Raw genomic sequence first — 20,952 nt, 5'->3', positions numbered from 1 at the left:
GAGGCTAAGGGCGTATGAGCAGAGGAATATCATCAATTATTTTTATGGCTGTTTCATAGATATTTTGCAGAATCTCTTCGGTCATGACGTCCTTAACGGCGCCCTGTGCTATGAGACGACCCTGTTTTAGAAAGGCGATCCTGTCACAATATTGAGCGGCAAGAGATAAATCATGAAGTACAATACAAATCGCTATTTGTGCTTCTTTGGCTTTCCTGCGCAGGATCTCCATTATTTTTAATGAATAGGCAGGATCAAGAGAGGCCATGGGTTCGTCAATCAGGAGAAAAGGGCTTCCTACTGCCAGAGCCCGTGCCAGGCAAATACGTGCTTTCTCCCCTCCTGAAAGTGTTTCCATTCTGCGGAAACGGAGCGCCTGTAATGTCAGATCATTGATGATTTTTTCCATGATGATGCGTTTCTGGAGGGATGTTTCTTTTTTATAGGGTAGCCTTCCCAGGCTGACGATTTCTTCCATGGTTAAGCCGTAAGGTAGGATTCTTTCCTGGGGAAGATAGGCAATATTTTGTCCTCGCTTTATCGGCGGTATAGTTTTTAATGGTTGATTGTTCAGGGTGATAGTTCCTTTCGAAAGTGGAACAATACCCAGAAGTGCTTTTAACAAAGTGCTTTTCCCAGCACCATTTGGCCCTGAAATGCCCAATAACTCTCCGGGCTTGAGGGTTAATGAGAGATCATCAAGACAAACTCTCTTTCCCAAGGTAACTGTAATATGGTGTGCTGTAAGAGACATATCAGACATTGTGGTTCTGGTTGAGCTTCCATATCTGAAACAGGAAAAAAGGTGTTCCGATCAATGTTGTTATAATCCCGATAGGGAGGGGGTTTTCAGGATTATATAACCGAATTATGCCGTCTGCTCCGATTAGCAGAGAGGCACCGAGGATTGCTGAGGGGATAAGTATATTAGAAGGTTTGTACCCTACCAGGAACCGGGCAATATGGGGAACAACCAGCCCTATGAATCCGATATTTCCTGCAACAGAAACCGCAGAACCAAGGGACAGAGCACAGCCGCAAATAATGAGAGACTGGGTGATGTTGGGGTTGATTCCCATAGAACGGGCAATGTCTTCTCCCAAAGAAAGGCCATCCAGCTGGCGTCCTGTTACAAGTAAAAGAAGGATACCAATGATAAGACCTGGAGACGCTATTAAAAAATCCTGAAGAGAAATTTGATTTAAAGATCCTAAAAGCCAGTGTGTTATTTCAAATCGGGCATAAGGACTGGGGACGAGATTCAGGATGAGTGAGAGTAAGGCAATGCTCATGGTGCTGAGGGCAATTCCGGCAAGGGTTATAATGGTAATGCCGGAACGGCTGAAGGCGAGCAGAATAAGGCAGGCGCATAACGCCCCGCCGAAAGAGGCGATTGGCACGCTTAGTGAAAGGCCTGACAGAATACCAGTATAGAATATCAGCACAGCTCCAAGTGAGGCGCAGCCTGTGATACCCAGGATCCCAGGGTCCGCCAGGGGATTGCGCATAACAGATTGTAGATTGGCACCTGCCAGCCCCAGGGCTGCTCCGATTAATAAAGCAAGTAAAAACCGGGGCAGGCGTAAATGTCCGATAATCAGGGCGCTGACTGAATCATGATTGAAACAAAAATCTTTTATACCCTGTAAAACATGAACTTCTAGCGGCAAATGACTATTAAAGGATAAGAAACTGCACCCTATGAGAAGTGCTGAAAGAGAGAGGAGAACATAGTAATAGCGGGTCATGGTTTTCTATCCTCTCTCAAAAGGGTTTGCTGTGCATTTCGTAAAAGTCTCAAGGCTTCGAGAGAATAAGGTGAGCCACATAATGTCATCTTCATGGGAATGATGAGCAGACGTTTGGGTCTGAAACGCTTTAGCAGAAAAGGAGGCAGGATTTTTGTTTCCTTCAATGAGGCTCCTTCATGAAGAGAGGAAATAATCAGGAGGTCAGGGGGCGTCATGATCAGGGTTTCTGGTGAAGAAACACGGTAATGATCCTGTTTCCCTGAGAGAGAAAGAAAACCGGATTTTTTTATAATATCTTCCAGAAGTGGATCGTCACTTTCACTATAAAAAGCGGCTTTTAGTGGGGGAAATGGGCCAAGAAGCCTTAAACTCTGCTCATTTTCCATGAATTTCTGCGCAAGTAGTTCCCCTTTTTGAGGAATACCCAGCCATCTCGAAAGCGCTTTGATGTTTTGGGGAATGTCATCAAGATTTTGAGCGTCAGGAAATGTTTTATAGGGAATGGACTGTAACTGGGCGATTTTTTGCACAGAAGGATGGTTCCACTGGCTTTCGAGAATATGGGTCGGGCTATGGTTTAAAATATCTTCTCCATCCGCTCTGATCGCAGGGATGGAATAAGCTTGCTGACAAATGGCTGATTCAGCGCAATTACGGGCCAATATGCTTAATCCGGCAATCTCATTGGGGGGTAGAAGCCATACCAGAAGCTGATCTGTACACAGATTGAGAGAGACGACATGTCTGGCAGAGTGAGTCTGGGACGAGGCATTGGATGGCACAGTACACCAGACACAGAGTGCATATAAAATAAAGGATCGTATTTTACAGCCCAATCGTCACACCTCCATAAAAAGAGCGCCGGGGCTGCCAATAGCCAGAAGGGTTTTCATAATGATTATTAGCAAGGTTATCAGCACGTATGAAAAATGTTGAAAAATCTGTCAGTTTGTACTGGGTGGCAAAGTCAAAAGTGACGTAACCTGAAGCACGCAGGGGCGTAAAATTAAAGCGGTTTGTATCATGCCATGAGCTGACATAGAGCACTGATGGAACGATATATAGGTTTTTTAAAGGGTTCCAGATAAAACTCGCTGTGATTTTATGTTTTGGTCTGCGGATCAGAGGTGCTTTTTCTGTCAGATCCTGGCTTATATTATAACTATAAGAAGCTTTCCATTGCAGGTTAGAGCGCAGGATGATCGTGGCGTAAGTTTCCACACCCTGTGTCCTGGCTTTTGCAATATTGAGGTAACTGTAACCATTCCTGGAAGGGACATAACTGTAATTGATCAGATTATGGACATGGTTTTCGTAATAATCACTGCCAAAGACCAGGCGGTTATTAAAGAGATGCTCTTCAAATCCACTATCAAAGCCAATGAGCTTTTCAGCTTTTAAATGGGGGTTGGAGAAACTGTTAAAATCAGGATAGCTTACAAAAAGCTGGTTTAAAGATGGCCCATGAAAACCCGTTCCACCACTGGCTTTGAGAGTCAGGCCAGTATGAGGGATTCGGATTGCCGGTGCAATGCGCCATGTAACATAATGGCCATACCTAGAGTTACTGTCATAACGGATATTGGCAGCTCCCATTAAGAGATTGTGCCAGTGCCCTTCAATTTGTGCATAACCGGCGTTGGTTGTCGTTTGATAATGAGTAGGGTCGATCAGACGTTCCCTAATATAATCATACCCAGTCAACAGGCTTGCATTTTTACCGAGGTGGGTCAGGCCATGCCAGTCTGCTTTCAGTCTATCACCTCGGTTGAAGGAAATTTCAGCTTCTCCGGCTGTCTGGTCACGTCGACGGTATGTTACATAGCCGAGACCAAAACGCTGTTCGAATATGTCATGAAAATTCCATCGAAGTTCCCCTCTTACAATCGCTTGGTTTAAGTCACTTTCATTTCTGAGTGGGCCAGGGGTGGAGATGTATGTAGGTGGGAGAGATTGGTCAGCCTCAAACCGATAATCAGCCTGGGTTAAATGAGCTGTTAAGGTTGCTTCCAGATTCTGCGTGATGTCATAATCAAAACGCATCGTGGCGGTCCGGTTATCATTGCGGTTTTGCGCAACGGGGCCGGTGCTGTTTTGCCTGTAATGTGCAGGCACGGCCTGATAGGTGCCTGTATGATTGTGAGAGAGTGCTAAAAAATAGTGGAACTTGCGATGTGTTCGAGAAAAAGAGAGCATCTGATTGGAGGTGCTATAGCTGCCACCTTCTACTCTGGCGCTTGTTTTAAAAGATCCTTCGCCTTTTCTGGTCGTCATATCGATCACACCAGCCATGGCATCAGCGCCATAGAGACCACTTTGCGGTCCTCTGAGGATTTCCACTTTCTGAAGGCCATCAGTTAAAAATTGGGCAGGATCAAAAGCGCCTTCTGGGGTGGAGGGGTCGTTAATATCCATTCCATCAAGACGAAGTTTTACTTCATTGGCATTGAGCCCTCTCATGAAAATGGAGCCTGTTCCTCCTGTTCCGCCTGTCCTCACCATATTGAGGCCAGGGGCATATGAGATAAGCGTGGAGAGGTCACGCCTCTGGGTTAGCTCAATGTCTCTGTCTGTTATGACGGTAACCTGTGAACCAGTTTTATTTATTGAATGAGGCGTCTGCTCTGCGGTTACGGTTATTTCTTCGGCAGAAGAAAGGTCAGTAGAGGCAAGGGCCTTCATATCAGCCAGAAGGGCCGACATGACCATGAAGGAGAAAATACCTGTATATTTTACGGAGCGGTTTTTAGGTAATAGGACGCCTCTGGACCAGAAAAGCCTGTTGAATTCGGGCCATGATCCAGGGCGTTCTTTAATCATTCTCCCTTGATAGCATGGATTTTTTTAAGAAACCTAGCGGTCATCTATAGGCCGTTTGGGGAGTAAGGCTGGGATGAAGAAGAGCGTACAGAGTAGCGTGCATCCTAGTGAGAGTAATAAGAGGCGCCCCATACTGGCTGTTCCAGGGTGAGCTGAGGCAGCCAGTGAGCCAAAGGCGGAACCTGTGGTGAGTGCGGAGAAAATGACCGCCCGTGCTGTAGGTGATGTTAGTGGGTTTTTTAAACCGGCTCGCCAGTTCATGACGAAATAGATGTTGAACGAAACCCCAACACCTAAAAGCAGTGGGAGCGCAATAATATTGGCATAATTTAAAGGTTCTGGCAGCAGAGTGATCAGAATGACTGTCAGCAGGGAAGACAGAATTAGTGGCATGATAACCAGCAGACTATCCATAAGGCGACGAAGGGCCACAATTAGGATAAGTGTAATCACGATGATTGCGCAAAGAGCAGCTTCCATGAATGCGTGGGTAATAGTTCTGGCACTTTCAGTGATTTCAAGGGCAGGACCGGCAATGTCTGGATTAACGGTCTTAAGCTCATCGACAAATTTCTTCAGAACCACCGGGTTTGACATCTGCCCTTTAGGGTGGATGACGAGCCTGTAGCGTTGATCGGGAGAGACATATTCCCGTTTGATATCATCAGGTATGGCGTCATATGTGATGGCAGTCGGGCTTAATACGGTTTTAAGCTGCTGAAGCTCTGTTGGCAGGAATTGCATCAGCGCCTGATTTGCATCCAGAATTGTTTTATCGGGAGCCAAGGCCAGACGATGCAGGGCCTCTTTGAGCTGTTTCAGGGCTGGTGTTAATTTTTCCGGTTCAATAGCATCAAGCTGTTCTGCTGTTTTTAAGGCAGTCTGACGCATTGACTGGACGTTGGCCTCTGGCAATGTTGAAGAAAGATCAAGACTGGGTAAAATCAGTTCTGCGGCATCTTCGATCAGGGCAAGTTTTTCATCCTGATGGTCAGGGACAAGCGCGCCAACCCATAAAACATCATGAACACTTGAAAGGCGGGACAAGGCCTCAGCCTGTCTGGCTGCAATATTTTTGTCTTTTACAATGAGCTGGGCGTTATAGAATGTTGTTAATGGGTTCGCTTCCAGGAGCCTCAGAGCCTTCATCCCTTCAGTATTGGGATTTTTGGTATGAAGAGGGTCAGAATCAAAACGAAGCTGTGTTGTAAGACCTAATCCTATCGCACCAGCAAGAGCAAATAGTCCTAATATGACAAAACGATGACGGCGTAAGCCGGTATCAAGGGGTTTCAGGAAGAGAAAACCATGATTCTGTGCAGAAGAACGTGCTTTGAAAATCACGAGTAGTGAAGGCAGAATGGTGAGCGTGCAGGCAAAGGCGATAAGCATGCCAACCCCTGCAATGAGTCCCAACTGGGCCACACCAACAAAATTCGTGGGTGTAAAGGCCATGAAGCCGGCAGATGTTGCCAGTGAGGCTATGAAAATCTGGGGGCCACTTTCAGCACCTGTGTGTGAAAGCGCTTCAAGCTGGGAGAGACTTTCCCCTTGCGCGCCATGCTGGCAGCGAAAGCGCACGCCAAACTGAATGGCAAAATCAACAGCAATCCCGACAAACAGAATCGCAAAAGCCACAGAAATCAGATTCAGTGTTCCGACACTCAAAGCGGCGAACCCGGTGGTGAGTATCAGCCCTGTAACAAGGGTTATCAGAATGGGGATAATAACGCGGAGCGAACGAACAGCTAGAATAAGCCATAAGGTCACCAGGGTTAATGAGATAACCAATCCCCATACCATGCCTTCTGCGACAGTAGAGAATTCCTCATCATTGATCTTAGCTTCTCCCGTAATCAAAACGGTAGCGCGTCCGGCCTTGACGGAAGGAAGGGCATTAATTGTTGCACGCATTGCCCTTGTTGCGGCTTCTGACGGCTCAAATGAGGTGAAGTCGCGTTTGGGATGGGTCATGACAAAATAATAATCCCCCCCCATAGAGCTTAGCTCCCCAGCAAGAAGATTCTGCCAAGAAAGAGGGGTCGCCTGTCCATGAGAGGCTGCATCAAGAGACTGGGCAAAGGCTGCCAGGGTTTTATTAAAGCTTTCAGGTACAGCCTGTCCGGCTTTAATCCCCATGGATAGGAGGTTAAAGCTCTGGAATAACCCGGTTAATGACGGATCAGCTGAAAGCGTGCCGAGGAAAGGCTGGGCAGCGATAATGGACTCAAGTAAAGGTTCAAGCTGGTCCTGATCGAGAAAAAGCAGCGCATGATGTGTATAAAAGGGATTGGCCGCAGGTTCTGAAACTGATTTGAAATGCGTATTATCTTTTTTTAACTGCTCAGTCAGAGCATGGGCAGTAGCCTGACCTTCTTCAGGAGTATCTGCCTTGATAATGGCAACGAGCGTATCTTTTTCTCCGGGGAAAAGATGCTCAATTTCATGATTATAATGCTTCCAGGGAAGCGTGTCTGAAAAAAGCTTGTCAGTTTCAGTGCTGATTCCAAGCTGTTTGTAACTCAACCAGCCTGCGCCGAGACAAAGAAGAAGGAAGAATGACAAAACAGTATAAGCATGACGAGAGCAGAAACTAGTCAAACCACATGTTAATCTGGAAAGCATATCAGTCCTTATTAAACGACACAGGGCCTAGGACTGCTTTTAGAACTCAATTTGTTTCTGCGCAATTTCTGATATGCTGGAAAGAATGACACGCTTTGCGTAAAAAGAGCCTATGAGCTGGACAGTTGACGGCGTGGCCGAGCATGAATCAATTATTAAACATAGTGTTTTCCGCACACGCATCTGCAATGTGAGTGACGAAAATGACGCCATGAAATTTCTTGAAAAAATATCAGATCCAGAAGCGACTCATAATTGCTGGGCCTTTAAAATAGGGCCGCGCTTCCGAATTAATGATGATGGAGAGCCGTCAGGAACAGCAGGGCGGCCTATCCTCTCAGCGATAGAAGGGCAGGATTTCGACCACGTCATGGTCGTTGTCACGCGTTGGTTTGGCGGAATCAAGCTTGGTGCCGGTGGTCTGGTAAGGGCCTATAGTGGAGCAGCTTCAGCCTGTCTGCGGGAGGCGGCAAAGATCGAGCTTATAGAGCGTATTGGTTTGAAATTTCACTGCCCCTTTTCCCTTTATGCTGAAGTGGAAGCAAAGTTACCGCAGTTTCAGGCTGAAATGAAAATGTGCGCGTTTGACGCAGAAGGGGCCGCTTTGCAAATTTCTCTTCCACTAAGCCAGAAGGAACAGATTGCAGACTGGCTGCGCGATAGGACGCGGGGGCAGAAGCAGCTCCAATTTCTGGAAGAAGATCAGTTTTAAGAGCGATCCTTTGCCGCAAAAAGGCTTACAAGGTCACTTAAATGCCCGATTTCCTGCAAGGATAGTCCTTGAGGCGGTCTTGGTCGTGCTGAACTAGTACTAACATGGCGGGGGAGATAGGCATGTTGAAAGCCCAATTTGGCAATTTCTTTTAGCCTCAGCTCTGTCTGGCTGACCTGCCTCAGTTCACCGGAAAGGCCAATCTCTCCGAAATAGGCAGCATCAGATTTTGTAGGACGGCTGGTCGCTGCTGAAATAAGAGCAGCAGCAACGGCGAGGTCTGCGGCGGGTTCTGTGATTTTTATGCCCCCCGTAATATTGAGATAAACATCCATTGAGTTCAGCTTCAGCCCACAGCGTGCCTCCAGAACAGCGAGAATCATGTTTAGTCTGGCGCTATCCCAACCAATGACGGCGCGCCTTGGGGTACCCTCACCTGTTTTGGAAGAAAGCAGGACCTGCACTTCCATAAGGACAGGTCTTGTGCCTTCCAGACCGGCAAAAACGGCAGAGCCTGCGATATTTCCATGTCGTTCAGCCAGAAAAAGGGCAGATGGATTGGGAACTTCCCGAAGCCCTGAATCCGTCATGGCAAATACGCCGATTTCATCTGTTGCGCCAAATCGGTTTTTTGCAGCACGCAGAATACGGAATTGATGGCCACGGTCACCCTCAAAATAGAGAACCGCATCGACCATATGTTCAAGCACACGTGGCCCGGCCAGAGATCCTTCTTTGGTGACGTGGCCAATCAGGACAAGTGAAAATCCCAAGGTTTTTGCCAGACGAATAAGTTCAAAGGCACAAGCACGTACCTGGGAAACTGAACCTGGAGCACTTTCGATACCTTCCAGCCACATTGTCTGGATTGAATCAATGACGACGACTTTATGAATATGTCGCTCTTCCAGAGTGGCCACAATGTCATTCACATTGATAGAGGCAGCAAGGTCAAGGGTATTTAGGGCATCTGGCCTGACATCTAGGCCCAGACGTTGAGCTCGCAGGCGAATCTGGTCAATTGCTTCTTCACCTGAAACATAAAGAACTTCATGCCCTGTTCCGGCAAGGGCACAGGTTGCCTGAAGCATCAGGGTTGATTTGCCAATCCCGGGATCTCCCCCGACAAGGACGACTGAGCCCGGCACAAATCCTCCCCCCAGAACGCGGTTGAATTCCGTAATCCCGCTATTGATCCGTTCGGGAGGCGTTGTCTTTCCATCAAGGCGGACAGTCGTCAGGCCCGCACCTTTGAGAGGTGTTGTACGGCGAGGTGTTGCTTCGCGTTTTTCTTCTTCAAGTGTATTCCACTCACCGCAATTTTCGCACTTCCCCTGCCACTTCAGGTAAGAGGCCTGGCAGTTCTGGCAGACAAAGCGGGTGGTAGGTTTTTTTGCCATAAGGGTGCCTTAAAGAGCAGGGGTTGTCTCAATATGGATTGGCCCTTCGCGCCGTCCGTGAGTAAATTGGTCAACAATCTCATTGCCGGAATGAAGGAGGGCCTGCGCAGCCCCCTTCCAGATCAGCTTGCCTTGATAGAGCATGGCCGCTTCTGAACCGATGCGCTGGGCCGAGGCCATATCATGCGTGATTGTGATGGCTGTTGAACCGATTTTCTTGACGCAATCTGTGATTAAACCGTCAATAATCGCTCCCATAATGGGGTCGAGGCCCGTTGTGGGTTCATCAAAAAACAGAATATCAGGCTGTCCTGCAATAGCACGTGCCAGGCCTACTCGTTTCTGCATTCCACCTGAAAGCTCTGAAGGATTCAATGCTGCAACGCTTTGGTCCAGTCCGACCTGAGCAAGGAGTTTAAAAGCGCTCTCTTCCAGTTTTTTACGGTCCCGGCGGGGGTGAAGGGATGATTTTGCTTTCAGACCGAATAAAAGGTTATCAAAAACGCTCATACTATCGAAAAGAGCTGCGTTCTGAAAAAGCATGCCAATTCTACGGCGTAATTCTTCCTGCCTGGGGGGAGAGGCGCGTAAAACATCCTCCCCATCAATTTCGATTATACCTTCATCAGGAAGAGTCAGCCCCAGGATACAGCGTAATAAAACGGATTTGCCACTGCCTGATCCGCCTATAATGACCACGGAGGTCCCCTGCTCGACATCAAGATCAATCCCGTTGAGAACTGATTTTGGGCCAAAAGATTTCTTAAGCCCACGAATGCGCAAACGCGGAAGACTCATAGAGAAAATACCTTCTGCAAGGAGGGAGGCTCAGACGTTAAAAAACAGATCGGTCAGAATATAGTCAAAGAGCAGGATAAGCACTGACGTTGCGACTACAGTTGCCGTCGCTGCCGATCCAACACCTTCAGCACCGCCTTTACTATGATACCCATGATAACATCCCAGAAGGGCTATCAGAAAACCAAAAATAGCGGCTTTAACCAGTCCCGTGACCGTATCTGAAAATTTAACCGCTTCTATGGTCGCATTAATATAATTTTGTGGCTCAATTCCGAGCTTAAGGACAGAAACGCTAAACCCTCCAAAAGCCCCAAGGATGTCAGCGATGAGCACCAGGACGGGGAGGGCCAGTGTAGAGGCTAGGAGACGGGGCGTGACGAGATAGTTGATAGGATTTGTAGAAAGTGTCGTAAGGGCGTCAATCTGGTTTGTGACGCGCATTGTGCCGATCTGGGCAGAAAGGGCGGCGCCCACTCTCCCAGCGACCATAAGTCCTGCAAGAACGGGCCCTAGTTCACGGGTCACTGCTAACACAACAATATTCGCAACAGCATTTTGTGCATGATATTGTTTGAAACCTGTATAAGATTGCAGAGCAATGACAGCGCCCGCAAAAATGGCCGTCAATGCAACCACGGGTAGAGAAAGAAAGCCGATCTCTATACAGGTCACTAAAAATGTTTTGAAATAAAAAGGCCTTTTAAACAAGCCCTGGAGTGCTAGTACGCCAAAAATGGCTATAGTGCCAGCCTGTCTGAAGCCAGAAAGAATAAAACGCCCCAAGGCAATGAATGGTGAAGAGAGAAGCGTCACATTTGAATCCCCGTAATTTGCGGATTAAGGCTTTTTTTTCTATCAGATTTTTACAGGCCGGATGATAACATCGTCCGTTCACATTCTTATAGCACTTTATGGCAGGGGTTTTAATGAAGCCTTTGGTGCTTCATCCGCATTTTCAGACGCTGAAGGCTCCTGCTCCTTTTCTTCCCCGGGAGCAGAAGATAGATCCGTATTTTTTGTGGATGAAGGCAAAGTAGCCTGTTGAAGCGCTGCCTGAGAGGGAACCTTGTCAGGCAAAGCAGGCGTTACAACTTCAGGCGAAGGAGGTGGAGGGGTTACGACTGGAGGCGTGGTAAGAGGCGTCGCGGATGAAGGTGTGGGCACAGAATCGTTATGAAGAAATGCTTTTGCTTCTGCGGCGATTGCTGCTGCTTTCTGTTCTTCAGGGGAAGGCCCTTCTTTGACAATGGGCTTTGGAGGTGGGGCCTGCTTTACAGGAAGTGTCTCTTTTTCAAAAGTCTCGACAGAGCCAGATCCCCTGGGCATGAGCGCACCTAAAAGTGGGCCGATTTTTACTTTGCTTTCATCATTGGCAGTCACGCCAGCTTTTCCAACACTGGCATGGATTGCGGCATGGCTTTGATTGGAGAGGAAAAGCGTGACAATGCTGATCAGGCCGGAATCAATCTGTAATGCGCTTTTTCCTCCCATGGTGGCGGAGAAAGCGGTCAAATTAACTTGGTCTATATGTATGTCCGATGTCCCAACGGCAGCGATCTGTGCGGCACGGTCAAGCTGGTGAATCTTGATATGAGAGACCCCATTTGCTGCCATATCAAGGGATTCAATTGTATCTGCAAGGAGAGAGCCATCCTGCAAATTGATTTCCAGGGCGGCAAGCGTGCCTTCCTGGGTAATAACAGCTTCGGAACTGTCATGTACTGTTAAAGTTGTATTAGGAGAGAGTATCACTGAGAGCGAAGAGCCAGGAGTACAGTTTCTGTAACTCAAGGAAAGACGATTTTGTGCGCCGTCCCTGCCTTGTGTCATATCAGGTGCTGTACCGTTTGCGTCCTTGATAATAATCCCGCTTTTCAAGCGTGAATCCACAAAAAGATGTGCTTCAATACAAGGCACACTGAGGTCAAGCTCATCTGCCGGGAGCAATATATTACGCGGAACATCAGCCCACGCAGGGAAGCAGGAACTTGCAGCGATCAGGGAAATAAATGCGGCAAAGGTCCGCCTTGTGGCTCTATGTCTAAAAGATGTCAGGAAAAGAGACTTCAGACGCTCTTTCACGCAGAGCTCCCCCTCAGCAAAATTCTTGTGATTTATGATTATCATCCTCTTCCGCACCTTAGGAAGTACAATTTTTTTTGGAAAGTAAATTCTTTACAAAAAGAGTTTTTTATCAGCCACTTGTTGGAGGCTGGAGGTTTCTTCATCATATAATTAACTATATAGTATAGTTAAAATTATAAATAACATTGAATTATGTATTAATTAGGTTTAGAGCTAATCAAGGACGGGTTGATCTGGAGGAGAAACATAGTGGCGTTGACAGCAGATGAACTGATCTTACTGCAACAGGAAACAGGCAGATTACATGAGACGATGTCGCCTCGTGAGATGTCATCTGCTATTTTGGGATATATTTGGAAACATTTTCCCGGACGTGTGTCCATTATTTCTTCTTTTGGTGCCGAATCTGCTGTCTTATTGGCACTTATTGCAGAAATTGAACCTTCGATTCCCGTTTATTTTCTTGATACAAAACGTCATTTTCCAGAAACGCTGCATTACAGGGATAAACTTGTCCAGTTTCTAGGGCTGAAGGATGTAAGAATTCTTTCTCCTTCTCCAAAGTCACTAAAGGACCGTGACCCCCAGGACCAGTTGGCCGCTTTCGACCCCGATGCCTGTTGTGCCTTGCGCAAGGTGGAGCCTCTTGAGGCAGTATTACCGTCGTTCGATCTCTGGATTACAGGGCGCAAGAGAAATCAGTCTTATACAAGGGCGGCTATGCCGGTTATTGAACCGCAGGAAGACGGTACGGTTAAAGTCAATCCTCTGGCAGAATGGAGTGCTGAAGATATTGCGGCTTTTATGAAAGACCGTCACCTGCCTCCTCATCCGTTAGTTGCAAAAGGCTATCTTTCCATTGGATGTGCTCCCTGTACCAGAGTGGTGGGAGAAGGCGAAGACAGTCGTGCAGGGCGTTGGGCCGGCAAGGTGAAAATAGAATGTGGTATTCACCGTCCAGTGCCTGTTACCCCTAAGTGCTGAGACTATAATCCAGTTTTTTTAGACATGCTTCCCTGTAGGAGAAAGTTAGTCATGAGTTTAGAACAACCTCGTATTATGGATGGGCTGGATCAGTTAGAGGCCCAGAGTATTTTCATATTGCGTGAGGCTTACCGCAAGTTGAAACCTATGGCGCTGCTATGGTCTTTGGGAAAAGACAGTAATGTTATGGTCTGGTTGGCCCGGAAGGCTTTTATGGGGCGTGTTCCTTTCCCGGTTATGCATGTGGATACCGGGAAGAAATTTCCTGAAATGTATCAATTCCGTGATGAATATACAAAAAAATGGAATCTTGAACTGATTTTGGGTGATTGTCCGCCAGTGGAAGAGATGGATCCCTCTCTTCCTCCTGCTGCGCGTTCTGCTGCCCGTAAAACTGCAGGATTGGCGGCTCTTATCGAGAAACATCAGTTCCGTGGTGTTGTTGCTGGTATCCGTCGTGATGAACAGGCGACGCGTGCCAAGGAGCGTGTCTTCAGTCCGCGTGGCGCGGGTCATCGCTGGGATGTCAGAAATCAGCCTCCGGAATTCTGGGACCAATATGCAACACCTTTTGAGGAGGGGATGCATATCCGCGTTCATCCTCTTCTCGCCTGGAGAGAGATTGATATCTGGCGTTATATAGAGCGGGAGAATATTCCGCTTGTTGATCTGTATTTTGCCAAAAATGGCAAGCGTTATCGTTCATTGGGAGATCAGGATATTACAAGCCCGATTGAGAGCACTGCCTCCACTGTGGCGGAAGTAATTGCTGAGCTTGAAAATAGCCGCACGTCCGAGCGGGCGGGACGCGCTATGGATCATGAGTCTGAAGACGCTTTTGAGCGTCTTCGTGTGGCCGGCTATCTTTAAGGAATTAAGTGAACACCATGACTTCTGTTTCTTCTTCATCCCAGGCCCTGGCGGTTAGCACACCAATTGTCATTGTTGGCCATGTCGATCATGGTAAATCAACGCTTATCGGGCGTCTGCTTTATGACACAGATAGCCTTCCTGACGGGCGTGTTGCCCAGATTATTGAAAGCAGCCGCAAGCGCGGTCTGACAGTGGAATGGAGCTTTTTGCTTGATTCTCTTCAGATTGAACGCGATCAGGGTGTAACTGTAGAGTCAACACGTATCCCTTTCAAAATCGGGGAGCGTGAATTTGTGATTGTCGATGCGCCGGGGCACAGGCAGTTCCTGCGTAACATGATTACAGGAGCGGCAGATGCGGAGGCGGCTGTTCTAGTTGTTGACGCCGCAGAGGGCGTGCGTGAACAGACAAGACGCCATGCTATGCTTCTGCGTCTTATCGGTATCCGGCATGTGATTGTGTTGCTGAACAAGGCTGACCGTCTGGAATTTGCGGAATCTCCCTTGCGGCAGGTGGAAGCTGATATCAGACAGCTTCTGGCACGGCTTGAGCTGACGGCTGAGCACGTTATTCCTGCTTCAGCACGTGATGGTGATAATATAGCAACGCGCTCGGAAAAAGCTTCCTGGTACAAAGGTCCAACCCTTCTAGAAGCTCTGAATGAAGTGCCTCCGCCAGCACCTCGCCTGGCTTTGCCTTTCCGTATGCCTGTACAGGATGTCTATCGTTTTGATGATAAGCGTTATGTTGCCGGTCGTATTGAAAGGGGAACGATCAGGGAAGGGGACCGTATTATAATCGGGTCTCAGGGGCAGGAAGCGACCATTGCTGAGGTTTGTCGCTGGCATGCGCCCCATCGGCCTGTAGCTGGGGCGGGTGAATCCATTGCTCTCCGGCTGGAGCCAGATCTTGTGCCAGATCGTGGTGACCTGCTTTTTCCTGCCGGAGATAAGGCGGCTGCTCCTTTGCGTTCAGCGCGTGTGAAAACACGCCTTTTCTGGTTAAGAAGTGAGCCATTGCAGATAGGGGAAAGCTTCAAGCTGCGTCTTTCAACGGCGGAACATGATGTTACTGTCGCGTCAATTGATGCTGTTGTCGATCTTGATGATCTTTCGCTTCAGCCTGGCGATGAAGTGCCTGCCGATGGTTTTGCAGAGATCACTCTGGCAGCTTCGCACAATATTCTTTTCGATCCTTTTGCTCCGGGCATGAGCGATGGGCGCGGTGTTCTGGTTGACGGGCATCAGCGGATCGTCGGTGGAGCGCCCTTGATTGGTATTGCTGATCTTGAGAAGGGTCAGTCTGCGATTCATCCGACAGCAAGCCGCGTTTCAACTTCTCAGAGAGCAGGGTTGCGGGGTCATAAGGCCGGAATCTTCTGGATGACCGGTCTGCCTGGTTCCGGGAAAAGCACAATAGCCCGGGCTGTGGAAGAAAAGCTCACAAAAGAGGGTTATTCCATAACCGTTCTTGATGGCGACACGTTGCGGGCTGGTCTATGTTCTGATCTTGGCTTCTCGGCAGAGGACAGGCATGAAAATATCCGCCGTGCAGCGCATGTTGCGAAAATCCTGTCTCAGGCTGGGCATATTGTGCTGGTTGCCCTTGTTTCACCATTGAAAGAAGACAGGGCCATGGCTGCAAAGATTATTGGACCGGATTGGCATGAGGTTTTTGTCAATACACCTCTTGCTGTTTGTGAGCAGCGTGACCCGAAAGGGCTTTATGCCAAGGCCCGTGAAGGCCAGATCAGTGAATTCACAGGGATATCATCACCTTATGAATGTCCTGAGAAAGCGGATATTATTCTTTCGACAGAACAGGATGTTTGTGATTCCGTAGAAGAGTTGTCACGTGCGATCATGAAGATCGTAAAGATCTGACAGGTTGATGCCTAAGATAATGCTTTAAGAATGGGGGGCAGACACAGCCCCCTTTTTTCTTTCAGGTTCTATCGTCTGTCACGGGCTTCTGGCCGATGCGATAGTAACGGAATCCATGTGAATTCAGTTCCTTATTTTTCCAGATGCCGCGATAATCAATAATAATACGTCCTTTCATGGAGCTTAGAAGCTCTGACGACGAAATATGTAAAAATTCATCCCACTCCGTAAGGATGACGAGCAGGTCTGCGCCCTGTGCTGCATCAAGGGCATTTCTGGCAAAATAAATATCTTCATGCAAAAGAGGCCGTGCCTGATCCATGCCATGTGGGTCATAAACCCTCAAAGAGAGACCTGCTTCAAAAAGTAAGGGCAGCAGGGTAAGGGCAGGTGACTGACGCATATCATCAGTGTTAGCCTTGAAGGTAAGTCCCAGAACCGCGACTGTTCTGGGATGTGTTAGATCACCAAGCAGGGTCAGGATTTTTTCGGCAAGGCGTTTTTTACGTGCTTCATTGGAAGCAATTGTGGTTTCGACCAGCTGGCTGGGGGTGCCTGCATGGCGGGCTGTTACTGCCAGAGCCTGGGTGTCTTTCGGGAAACATGATCCACCAAAGCCGGGACCAGGCGTCAGAAAATCTGGGCCAATACGTGGGTCAAGCCCCATCGCATAACGGACTTCATCACTATCAGCGCCAGTTGCTTCGCAGAGATCGGCCATTTCATTAGCAAATGTCACTTTCATGGCAAGAAAGGCATTTGCTGCATATTTGGTTAATTCGGCACTCTCAAGCCCCATAAAAACCAGGCGTGTATGAGGGTGGTTAAGCGGTTGATAAAGGGCTGTCAGAAGAGCTTGGGCTTTATCACCTTTATCAGGACTTTGCCTGTCCAGCCCAATGACAACGCGGTCAGGTTTCATAAAGTCAGAAATAGCCTGACCTTCCCGCAAAAATTCAGGGTTGGAAGCAACGGATATATCCAGTTCTGGGCGTATGGTAGAGACAATTTCACGCACTTTGCGCCCTGTGCCGACCGGGACTGTTGATTTTGTGACAATCAGCAGGTTTCCCTGTGCGCCTTCAGCAATTTCTTTGGCTGCGGCATAAACATAGCTGAGGTCAGCGTGGCCACTCCCCCGTCGTGTTGGTGTCCCGACAGCAATGAAGGCAACTTCACTATCTTTCAGGCCTTCTGCAATGTTACCGCAGAATGTCAGGCGGCTCTGAGCGACCTGCTTAGTAAAAATAGCTTCAAGCCCTGGTTCGTAAAGAGGAATATTCCCTTCTTGAAGAGCAGAGAGACGCTGTGGGTCTTTTTCAATAAGGGTAACTGTAGCACCGAATGCAGCAAAGCAGGCCCCGGAAACCAGGCCGACATATCCTCCCCCGATCATTGTAATTTTCATATATGCAGTCCCGTGGTGAAAGAAGGAAGAGGGTAATCAGTTAAATGGCATATAACGAAAAGACATAAAAACCATATCAGCGTTTATATGAGGTTTTCCTCCTATACCAGAAAAGGCTTTAAGGTAAGTATGGGCATATTGCCCTCCAATACGGATGGTGCCGTAATCTCCCTGTGCGGCTGTGTACCAGAATCCAGCGGTGATTTCCGCAACGGTTTGAACATTTCCTGCAGCGGCACAAGCAGTTGAGAGTTCGCTCTTGCATCCGCTCATATCATATCCGTGATTGCCGTAGCCGAAATGGTCTCCATTCTGGTCAAAGGCCTTACGCTGCAAGACTTTTTCTGCACCGACATAACTATAGAGTGTCAACGCATCCATTGGCATTCCATAAAGTCCGATGAGGAAATTCGCTTCAGGTAAGGCAGAGGGGCCACCATTAGCCCTATAGGTATAATCAGGCATATTTGCCGAGCCATAACGCCCTAACCCTTTTCCAACAAGGCCGGAAGCCTGTAAATAAAAGATTTTATCCATAAGAGGTAGGACCATGCCCCCGCCGCCACCTCCGGCTATGATGGTATGATTTTCACCATCGCCATTTTTGCTGGAACGACTGCGGAAAAAGCGCATGATTCCTGTAATTTCATAATGGCCCCATCCTGGGTCGGCAGCGAGTTTTGCAATCAGGTCAGGGGCAGGGTCAGTGGTATAAAATGTATTGGGATTATTTACATTTGTGCCACTGACATGGTCTGTCACATGACCAGCAGCTTTGCCGGCAGGCACAGCACTTGGGTTTTCAACTGAAATTCCAAAAGCATAATGTTCTTCTTTACCAAATGTTTTGACAACACGTAACTGAGGGTTCCGGGTCCAGTTAAAGCCTGGCACATATTGGGCTTCAATAACCAGAGGTGTCTGTTCATCACGGGCAAACATGCCTTTATTAAACAAGGTAATGAGCGACCAGCTTTGTCCTCCGAGAAAATAAAGGCCGTCATCCTGGTCTTTGACCTCTCCATAAACCACACGTGCGCGAGGGACATAGGAGTTTGACTGCCGAGAGTTTGATGAGGACCCTGCGCCCTGAAAGTCTGTTTCGACGTAAGCATCAGCCTCGATTTTTTTGGTAATCATGCCTTCTACTAATAATGAGAGGCGGCTTTGCCGTTCCGACTGACGGAACTCGCTCATATGATGGACTGGCTGGTTTCTCCATGGAATGGCATTAAAGCCTGTTGCTATATCTGAGCCTGTATGACGGGACCGCCATATCGTTGCGACTTCCAGAAAGCCACCCAAGGTTAGACGTACGCCCCCGATTTGAAGCTGTCCACGTCGAAGGGGTTTATAAAGATCTGGGTGGGCAGGAGGGGTGGCTGTGAGGATTCCCTCAGGGGTAGAGGCTGTCAGAGAAGGGGCAAGAGGTTCATATTGGACGCCTGTTAATGTCAGCCAGTCTTTTGTCTTACGATCAAAGGGTGAGGAAGAAGTATCTTGTATTAAAGCTGCACGGGAAGCATAGGGGTTGGCCTCAATTAACTCTCTCTGACGGGCGAGCTGGGCACGAACACGTTTATTTTCTGCTTCCTGCCTGATTTTTAGTTGGGTAATCTGTAGCTGTAATGACTGGATCTGTTTTTCCATGACAGCAATGGAATCAGCTGTCGTAGGAGAGGCCCGGCTACCAGGGATAAAAGCGAATACGCCTAGAATAATGGAGAAAACGGTCCTGAATTTGAGACGGAGCAGAGCTGTCAAAAAGGGCAACCTCTTAAGTCTGTGAAGGACTGAACTCCCTCTTAACAGTAACTTTAGGCTGTCAATAGTCTAAAAGTCGTTAAGAATTTATTTTGGTGCCAGAGTGTGCATCTGATGCTACAAGCAATATGGACTTATCGTACGTTCATCGGGGGCAATGTGCGCTTTTATCGTGCTTTATCTGTAAAAATGCTGTTTGGCGGTTTTCTGTTGATCGGAGGGCTGACAGGGGCCTCTTTTGCCGATGCAAAGAGTGATTTTGCCCATAAGGAAGTGACCGTCACGGGTGCAGGCTCAAGTTTTGCAGCTCCAGTTTATGAGGGATGGGGCGAGGCCGCTTTATCACAGACGAATGTGCATATTAATTACCAGTCTATTGGTTCTGGTGCCGGTCAGGATCAGGTTATTGCAGGTACTGTGGATTTCGGAGCGACGGACAAGCCTATGGGGGCTGATGCTTTGAAAAAAGCGGGGCTTTACCAGTTCCCAACGGTCATGAGTGGCGTTGTTGTTATTGTTCATTTACGGAACATTCCCCAAAATACGCTTAATCTGGATGGTCCCACATTGGCGGCCATTTATGATGGTACGATTACAAACTGGGATGATAGCAGGATCCAATCATTAAACCCTGGTATGAACCTTCCTGATGAAGAAATTGTTCCAATTCATCGGGCTGACGGTTCAGGAACAAGTTATGTTTTTACCTCTTATCTCTCCCAGGTTTCGCCAGAATGGAAACGCAAGATCGGGGCCGGAACACTCGTAGAATGGCCGGGAGGAGCTGGAGCCAGAGGAAATGACGGCATAGCCGCTTTGGTCAAGCAGACTGAAGGAACACTTGGTTATGTCGAATTTGCTTATGCGGAGGATAATCATCTGCCTGTTGCCAGGCTTGCAACACATGGGGGGAACTTTATTTTACCGAGCTTAGAAAGCCTCGCTCAGGCGACACAAGCCGCAGATTGGCAAGGAGTTTCCGGCTTTACGGTTAATTTATTGGACCAGCCGGGCAATGGAAGCTGGCCTATTGTTTCCGCTACTTATGCGCTGATCCCCCGTAGCAGGATGGGTAGCCCGGAAGGAAGCGGTGTAAAGAGGTTTTTCCAATGGGGGTTTGAGCATGGCAGCCAAATCAACCGTTCTATGGGATATGTAGAGCTTCCTGAGAAAGTAAGATCTGCCATTTTAGCCAACTGGTCTGGTTATTAAGAACTCGGTTTAGACGTTTCCTCTTTTTTTATGAGGCGTGCTTCATATTTTTGAAGCATGTCCTCTCTGTCATGCTTCAGCCCGTGCCAGCTTAAGATCGTGTCTGCCAGAAAGGCTGACAAGGCAGCGACTGTGCAGGTCAAGGCGGCACCAAACAGGAAAATCAGCCATGATGAGGTGACAGCATCCCGGATAGAGCCGACAAAAAGAGCAATTGCAGAACCGCAGGTAAAAGCCCCGCCACAGCCATTTAGGATAATGGCGAGGTCAAGGACGAAAACTCTCCGGCGTAGTCGCTCCTGATGTACTTTTAAGCGTGCCGGGGTAAAATAGGGATCAGGCTCTTTGCCTTCTTCCTCTAGTAAAGGTTGGGCAAGGCGCTGATTAATTTCCTCTAGATGGTCAGACACGCGTGAAAGGCGCGTGTTGAAGACGTTAATAAGTGTCCCGATGCCCGAAAGCATAAAAACAGGTGTTAAAGCAACCTGAATGAGGTGTGCTGCACTATCAACCGTGTCTGGATCAGCAGCGTATAGAGGAAAATTCATGGAAATTTCTTACAGAGGGTTTCAGGTTGAAGAAGTTTATTTTTGGTATTCAGAATGAAATCAGAATGTAATAAGGGTAAATAATA

Annotated in this window: 17 protein-coding genes; 5 read left to right on the top strand and 12 right to left on the bottom strand. The window is 48.0% G+C overall.

What is annotated here, in order from left to right:
* Positions 1-4: 4 nt before the first annotated feature.
* Genes AC3B6P_RS01965 through AC3B6P_RS01945 form a run of 5 tightly spaced genes read right to left on the bottom strand, consistent with a single transcriptional unit; the run spans position 5 to position 7,196 of the window.
* Positions 5-763, bottom strand: coding sequence for an ABC transporter ATP-binding protein (locus AC3B6P_RS01965; RefSeq protein ID WP_489804474.1), 759 nt, complete (start codon positions 761-763; stop codon positions 5-7).
* Positions 756-1,748, bottom strand: a complete 993-nt coding sequence (locus AC3B6P_RS01960; RefSeq protein WP_489804473.1) for a FecCD family ABC transporter permease — start codon at positions 1,746-1,748, stop codon at positions 756-758. Before AC3B6P_RS01960 ends, AC3B6P_RS01965 begins: the two co-directional genes overlap by 8 nt.
* Complete coding sequence (locus AC3B6P_RS01955) at positions 1,745-2,533, bottom strand: substrate-binding domain-containing protein (protein WP_489804472.1); 789 nt, start codon at positions 2,531-2,533, stop codon at positions 1,745-1,747. The genes AC3B6P_RS01960 and AC3B6P_RS01955 overlap by 4 nt, the downstream gene beginning before the upstream one ends.
* Positions 2,534-2,576: 43 nt before the next feature.
* Complete coding sequence (locus AC3B6P_RS01950; protein WP_489804471.1) at positions 2,577-4,571, bottom strand: TonB-dependent receptor plug domain-containing protein; 1,995 nt, start codon at positions 4,569-4,571, stop codon at positions 2,577-2,579.
* A 33-nt stretch (positions 4,572-4,604) separates the two neighbouring features.
* Positions 4,605-7,196 carry an MMPL family transporter gene (locus AC3B6P_RS01945; RefSeq protein WP_489804470.1) on the bottom strand — a complete coding sequence of 864 codons (2,592 nt, stop codon included), beginning with the start codon at positions 7,194-7,196 and terminating at the stop codon, positions 4,605-4,607.
* Between the two features lie 112 nt (positions 7,197-7,308).
* On the opposite strand from AC3B6P_RS01945, the gene AC3B6P_RS01940 reads away from it, so the two are divergent.
* On the top strand, positions 7,309-7,908 hold the full coding sequence (locus AC3B6P_RS01940) for an IMPACT family protein (RefSeq protein ID WP_489804469.1): 600 nt from the start codon (positions 7,309-7,311) through the stop codon (positions 7,906-7,908).
* Here AC3B6P_RS01940 and radA read toward each other — a convergent pair.
* The 4 genes from radA to AC3B6P_RS01920 all read right to left on the bottom strand — a co-directional run bounded on the left by radA (position 7,905) and on the right by AC3B6P_RS01920 (position 12,191).
* Complete coding sequence (gene radA / locus AC3B6P_RS01935; RefSeq protein WP_489804468.1) at positions 7,905-9,308, bottom strand: DNA repair protein RadA; 1,404 nt, start codon at positions 9,306-9,308, stop codon at positions 7,905-7,907. The two genes, AC3B6P_RS01940 and radA, sit on opposite strands and share 4 nt — an antisense overlap.
* Positions 9,309-9,317: 9 nt before the next feature.
* The gene (locus tag AC3B6P_RS01930; protein WP_489804467.1) at positions 9,318-10,106 is read right to left on the bottom strand and encodes an ABC transporter ATP-binding protein; all 789 of its coding nucleotides are present in this window, start codon (positions 10,104-10,106) and stop codon (positions 9,318-9,320) included.
* 30 nt (positions 10,107-10,136) lie between these two features.
* On the bottom strand, positions 10,137-10,922 hold the full coding sequence (locus AC3B6P_RS01925; RefSeq protein WP_489804466.1) for an MlaE family ABC transporter permease: 786 nt from the start codon (positions 10,920-10,922) through the stop codon (positions 10,137-10,139).
* Between the two features lie 96 nt (positions 10,923-11,018).
* Positions 11,019-12,191 carry a hypothetical protein gene (locus tag AC3B6P_RS01920; protein ID WP_489804465.1) on the bottom strand — a complete coding sequence of 391 codons (1,173 nt, stop codon included), beginning with the start codon at positions 12,189-12,191 and terminating at the stop codon, positions 11,019-11,021.
* Positions 12,192-12,464: 273 nt separating this feature from the next.
* Here AC3B6P_RS01920 and AC3B6P_RS01915 point away from each other — a divergent pair, with 273 nt between their 5' ends.
* The 3 genes from AC3B6P_RS01915 (at position 12,465) to cysC (ending at position 15,934) form a co-directional block, all read left to right on the top strand.
* The gene (locus AC3B6P_RS01915) at positions 12,465-13,178 is read left to right on the top strand and encodes a phosphoadenylyl-sulfate reductase (protein WP_489805524.1); all 714 of its coding nucleotides are present in this window, start codon (positions 12,465-12,467) and stop codon (positions 13,176-13,178) included.
* Between the two features lie 75 nt (positions 13,179-13,253).
* Entirely contained in the window at positions 13,254-14,048 is a 795-nt protein-coding gene (gene cysD / locus AC3B6P_RS01910) for a sulfate adenylyltransferase subunit CysD (RefSeq protein WP_489805523.1), read from the top strand.
* A gap of 17 nt (positions 14,049-14,065) precedes the next feature.
* Entirely contained in the window at positions 14,066-15,934 is a 1,869-nt protein-coding gene (gene cysC / locus AC3B6P_RS01905) for an adenylyl-sulfate kinase (protein ID WP_489805522.1), read from the top strand.
* Positions 15,935-15,995: 61 nt separating this feature from the next.
* On the opposite strand, the gene AC3B6P_RS01900 is transcribed toward cysC, so the two are convergent.
* A complete protein-coding gene (locus AC3B6P_RS01900; RefSeq protein WP_489804464.1) occupies positions 15,996-17,342 on the bottom strand; it encodes a UDP-glucose dehydrogenase family protein in 1,347 nt (448 codons plus the stop codon).
* 36 nt (positions 17,343-17,378) lie between these two features.
* The gene (locus tag AC3B6P_RS01895; protein WP_489804463.1) at positions 17,379-19,106 is read right to left on the bottom strand and encodes a hypothetical protein; all 1,728 of its coding nucleotides are present in this window, start codon (positions 19,104-19,106) and stop codon (positions 17,379-17,381) included.
* 114 nt (positions 19,107-19,220) lie between these two features.
* Between AC3B6P_RS01895 and pstS the strand changes: the two genes are divergently transcribed.
* Positions 19,221-20,318 carry a phosphate ABC transporter substrate-binding protein PstS gene (gene pstS, locus AC3B6P_RS01890; protein ID WP_489804462.1) on the top strand — a complete coding sequence of 366 codons (1,098 nt, stop codon included), beginning with the start codon at positions 19,221-19,223 and terminating at the stop codon, positions 20,316-20,318.
* Here the strand turns inward: pstS and AC3B6P_RS01885 are convergent.
* Positions 20,315-20,866 carry a DUF2721 domain-containing protein gene (locus AC3B6P_RS01885; RefSeq protein ID WP_489804461.1) on the bottom strand — a complete coding sequence of 184 codons (552 nt, stop codon included), beginning with the start codon at positions 20,864-20,866 and terminating at the stop codon, positions 20,315-20,317. The genes pstS and AC3B6P_RS01885 overlap by 4 nt on opposite strands.
* Between the last annotated feature and the right edge of the window lie 86 nt (positions 20,867-20,952).

The sequence above is a fragment of the Aristophania sp. ESL1142 genome (assembly GCF_058107345.1).
This window is presented reverse-complemented; position numbering and strand designations above follow the sequence as displayed.

Bases quoted from the DNA above. Each gene is read 5' to 3' on its own strand.
- AC3B6P_RS01965 (WP_489804474.1), bottom strand. From the start codon at position 763: ATGTCTGATATGTCTCTTACAGCACACCATATTACAGTTACCTTGGGA.
- AC3B6P_RS01960 (WP_489804473.1), bottom strand. From the start codon at position 1,748: ATGACCCGCTATTACTATGTTCTCCTCTCTCTTTCAGCACTTCTCATA.
- AC3B6P_RS01950 (WP_489804471.1), bottom strand. From the start codon at position 4,571: ATGATTAAAGAACGCCCTGGATCATGGCCCGAATTCAACAGGCTTTTC.
- AC3B6P_RS01945 (WP_489804470.1), bottom strand. From the start codon at position 7,196: ATGCTTTCCAGATTAACATGTGGTTTGACTAGTTTCTGCTCTCGTCAT.
- AC3B6P_RS01940 (WP_489804469.1), top strand. From the start codon at position 7,309: ATGAGCTGGACAGTTGACGGCGTGGCCGAGCATGAATCAATTATTAAA.
- radA (WP_489804468.1), bottom strand. From the start codon at position 9,308: ATGGCAAAAAAACCTACCACCCGCTTTGTCTGCCAGAACTGCCAGGCC.
- AC3B6P_RS01930 (WP_489804467.1), bottom strand. From the start codon at position 10,106: ATGAGTCTTCCGCGTTTGCGCATTCGTGGGCTTAAGAAATCTTTTGGC.
- cysD (WP_489805523.1), top strand. From the start codon at position 13,254: ATGGATGGGCTGGATCAGTTAGAGGCCCAGAGTATTTTCATATTGCGT.
- cysC (WP_489805522.1), top strand. From the start codon at position 14,066: ATGACTTCTGTTTCTTCTTCATCCCAGGCCCTGGCGGTTAGCACACCA.
- AC3B6P_RS01900 (WP_489804464.1), bottom strand. From the start codon at position 17,342: ATGAAAATTACAATGATCGGGGGAGGATATGTCGGCCTGGTTTCCGGG.
- pstS (WP_489804462.1), top strand. From the start codon at position 19,221: ATGCTACAAGCAATATGGACTTATCGTACGTTCATCGGGGGCAATGTG.
- AC3B6P_RS01885 (WP_489804461.1), bottom strand. From the start codon at position 20,866: ATGAATTTTCCTCTATACGCTGCTGATCCAGACACGGTTGATAGTGCA.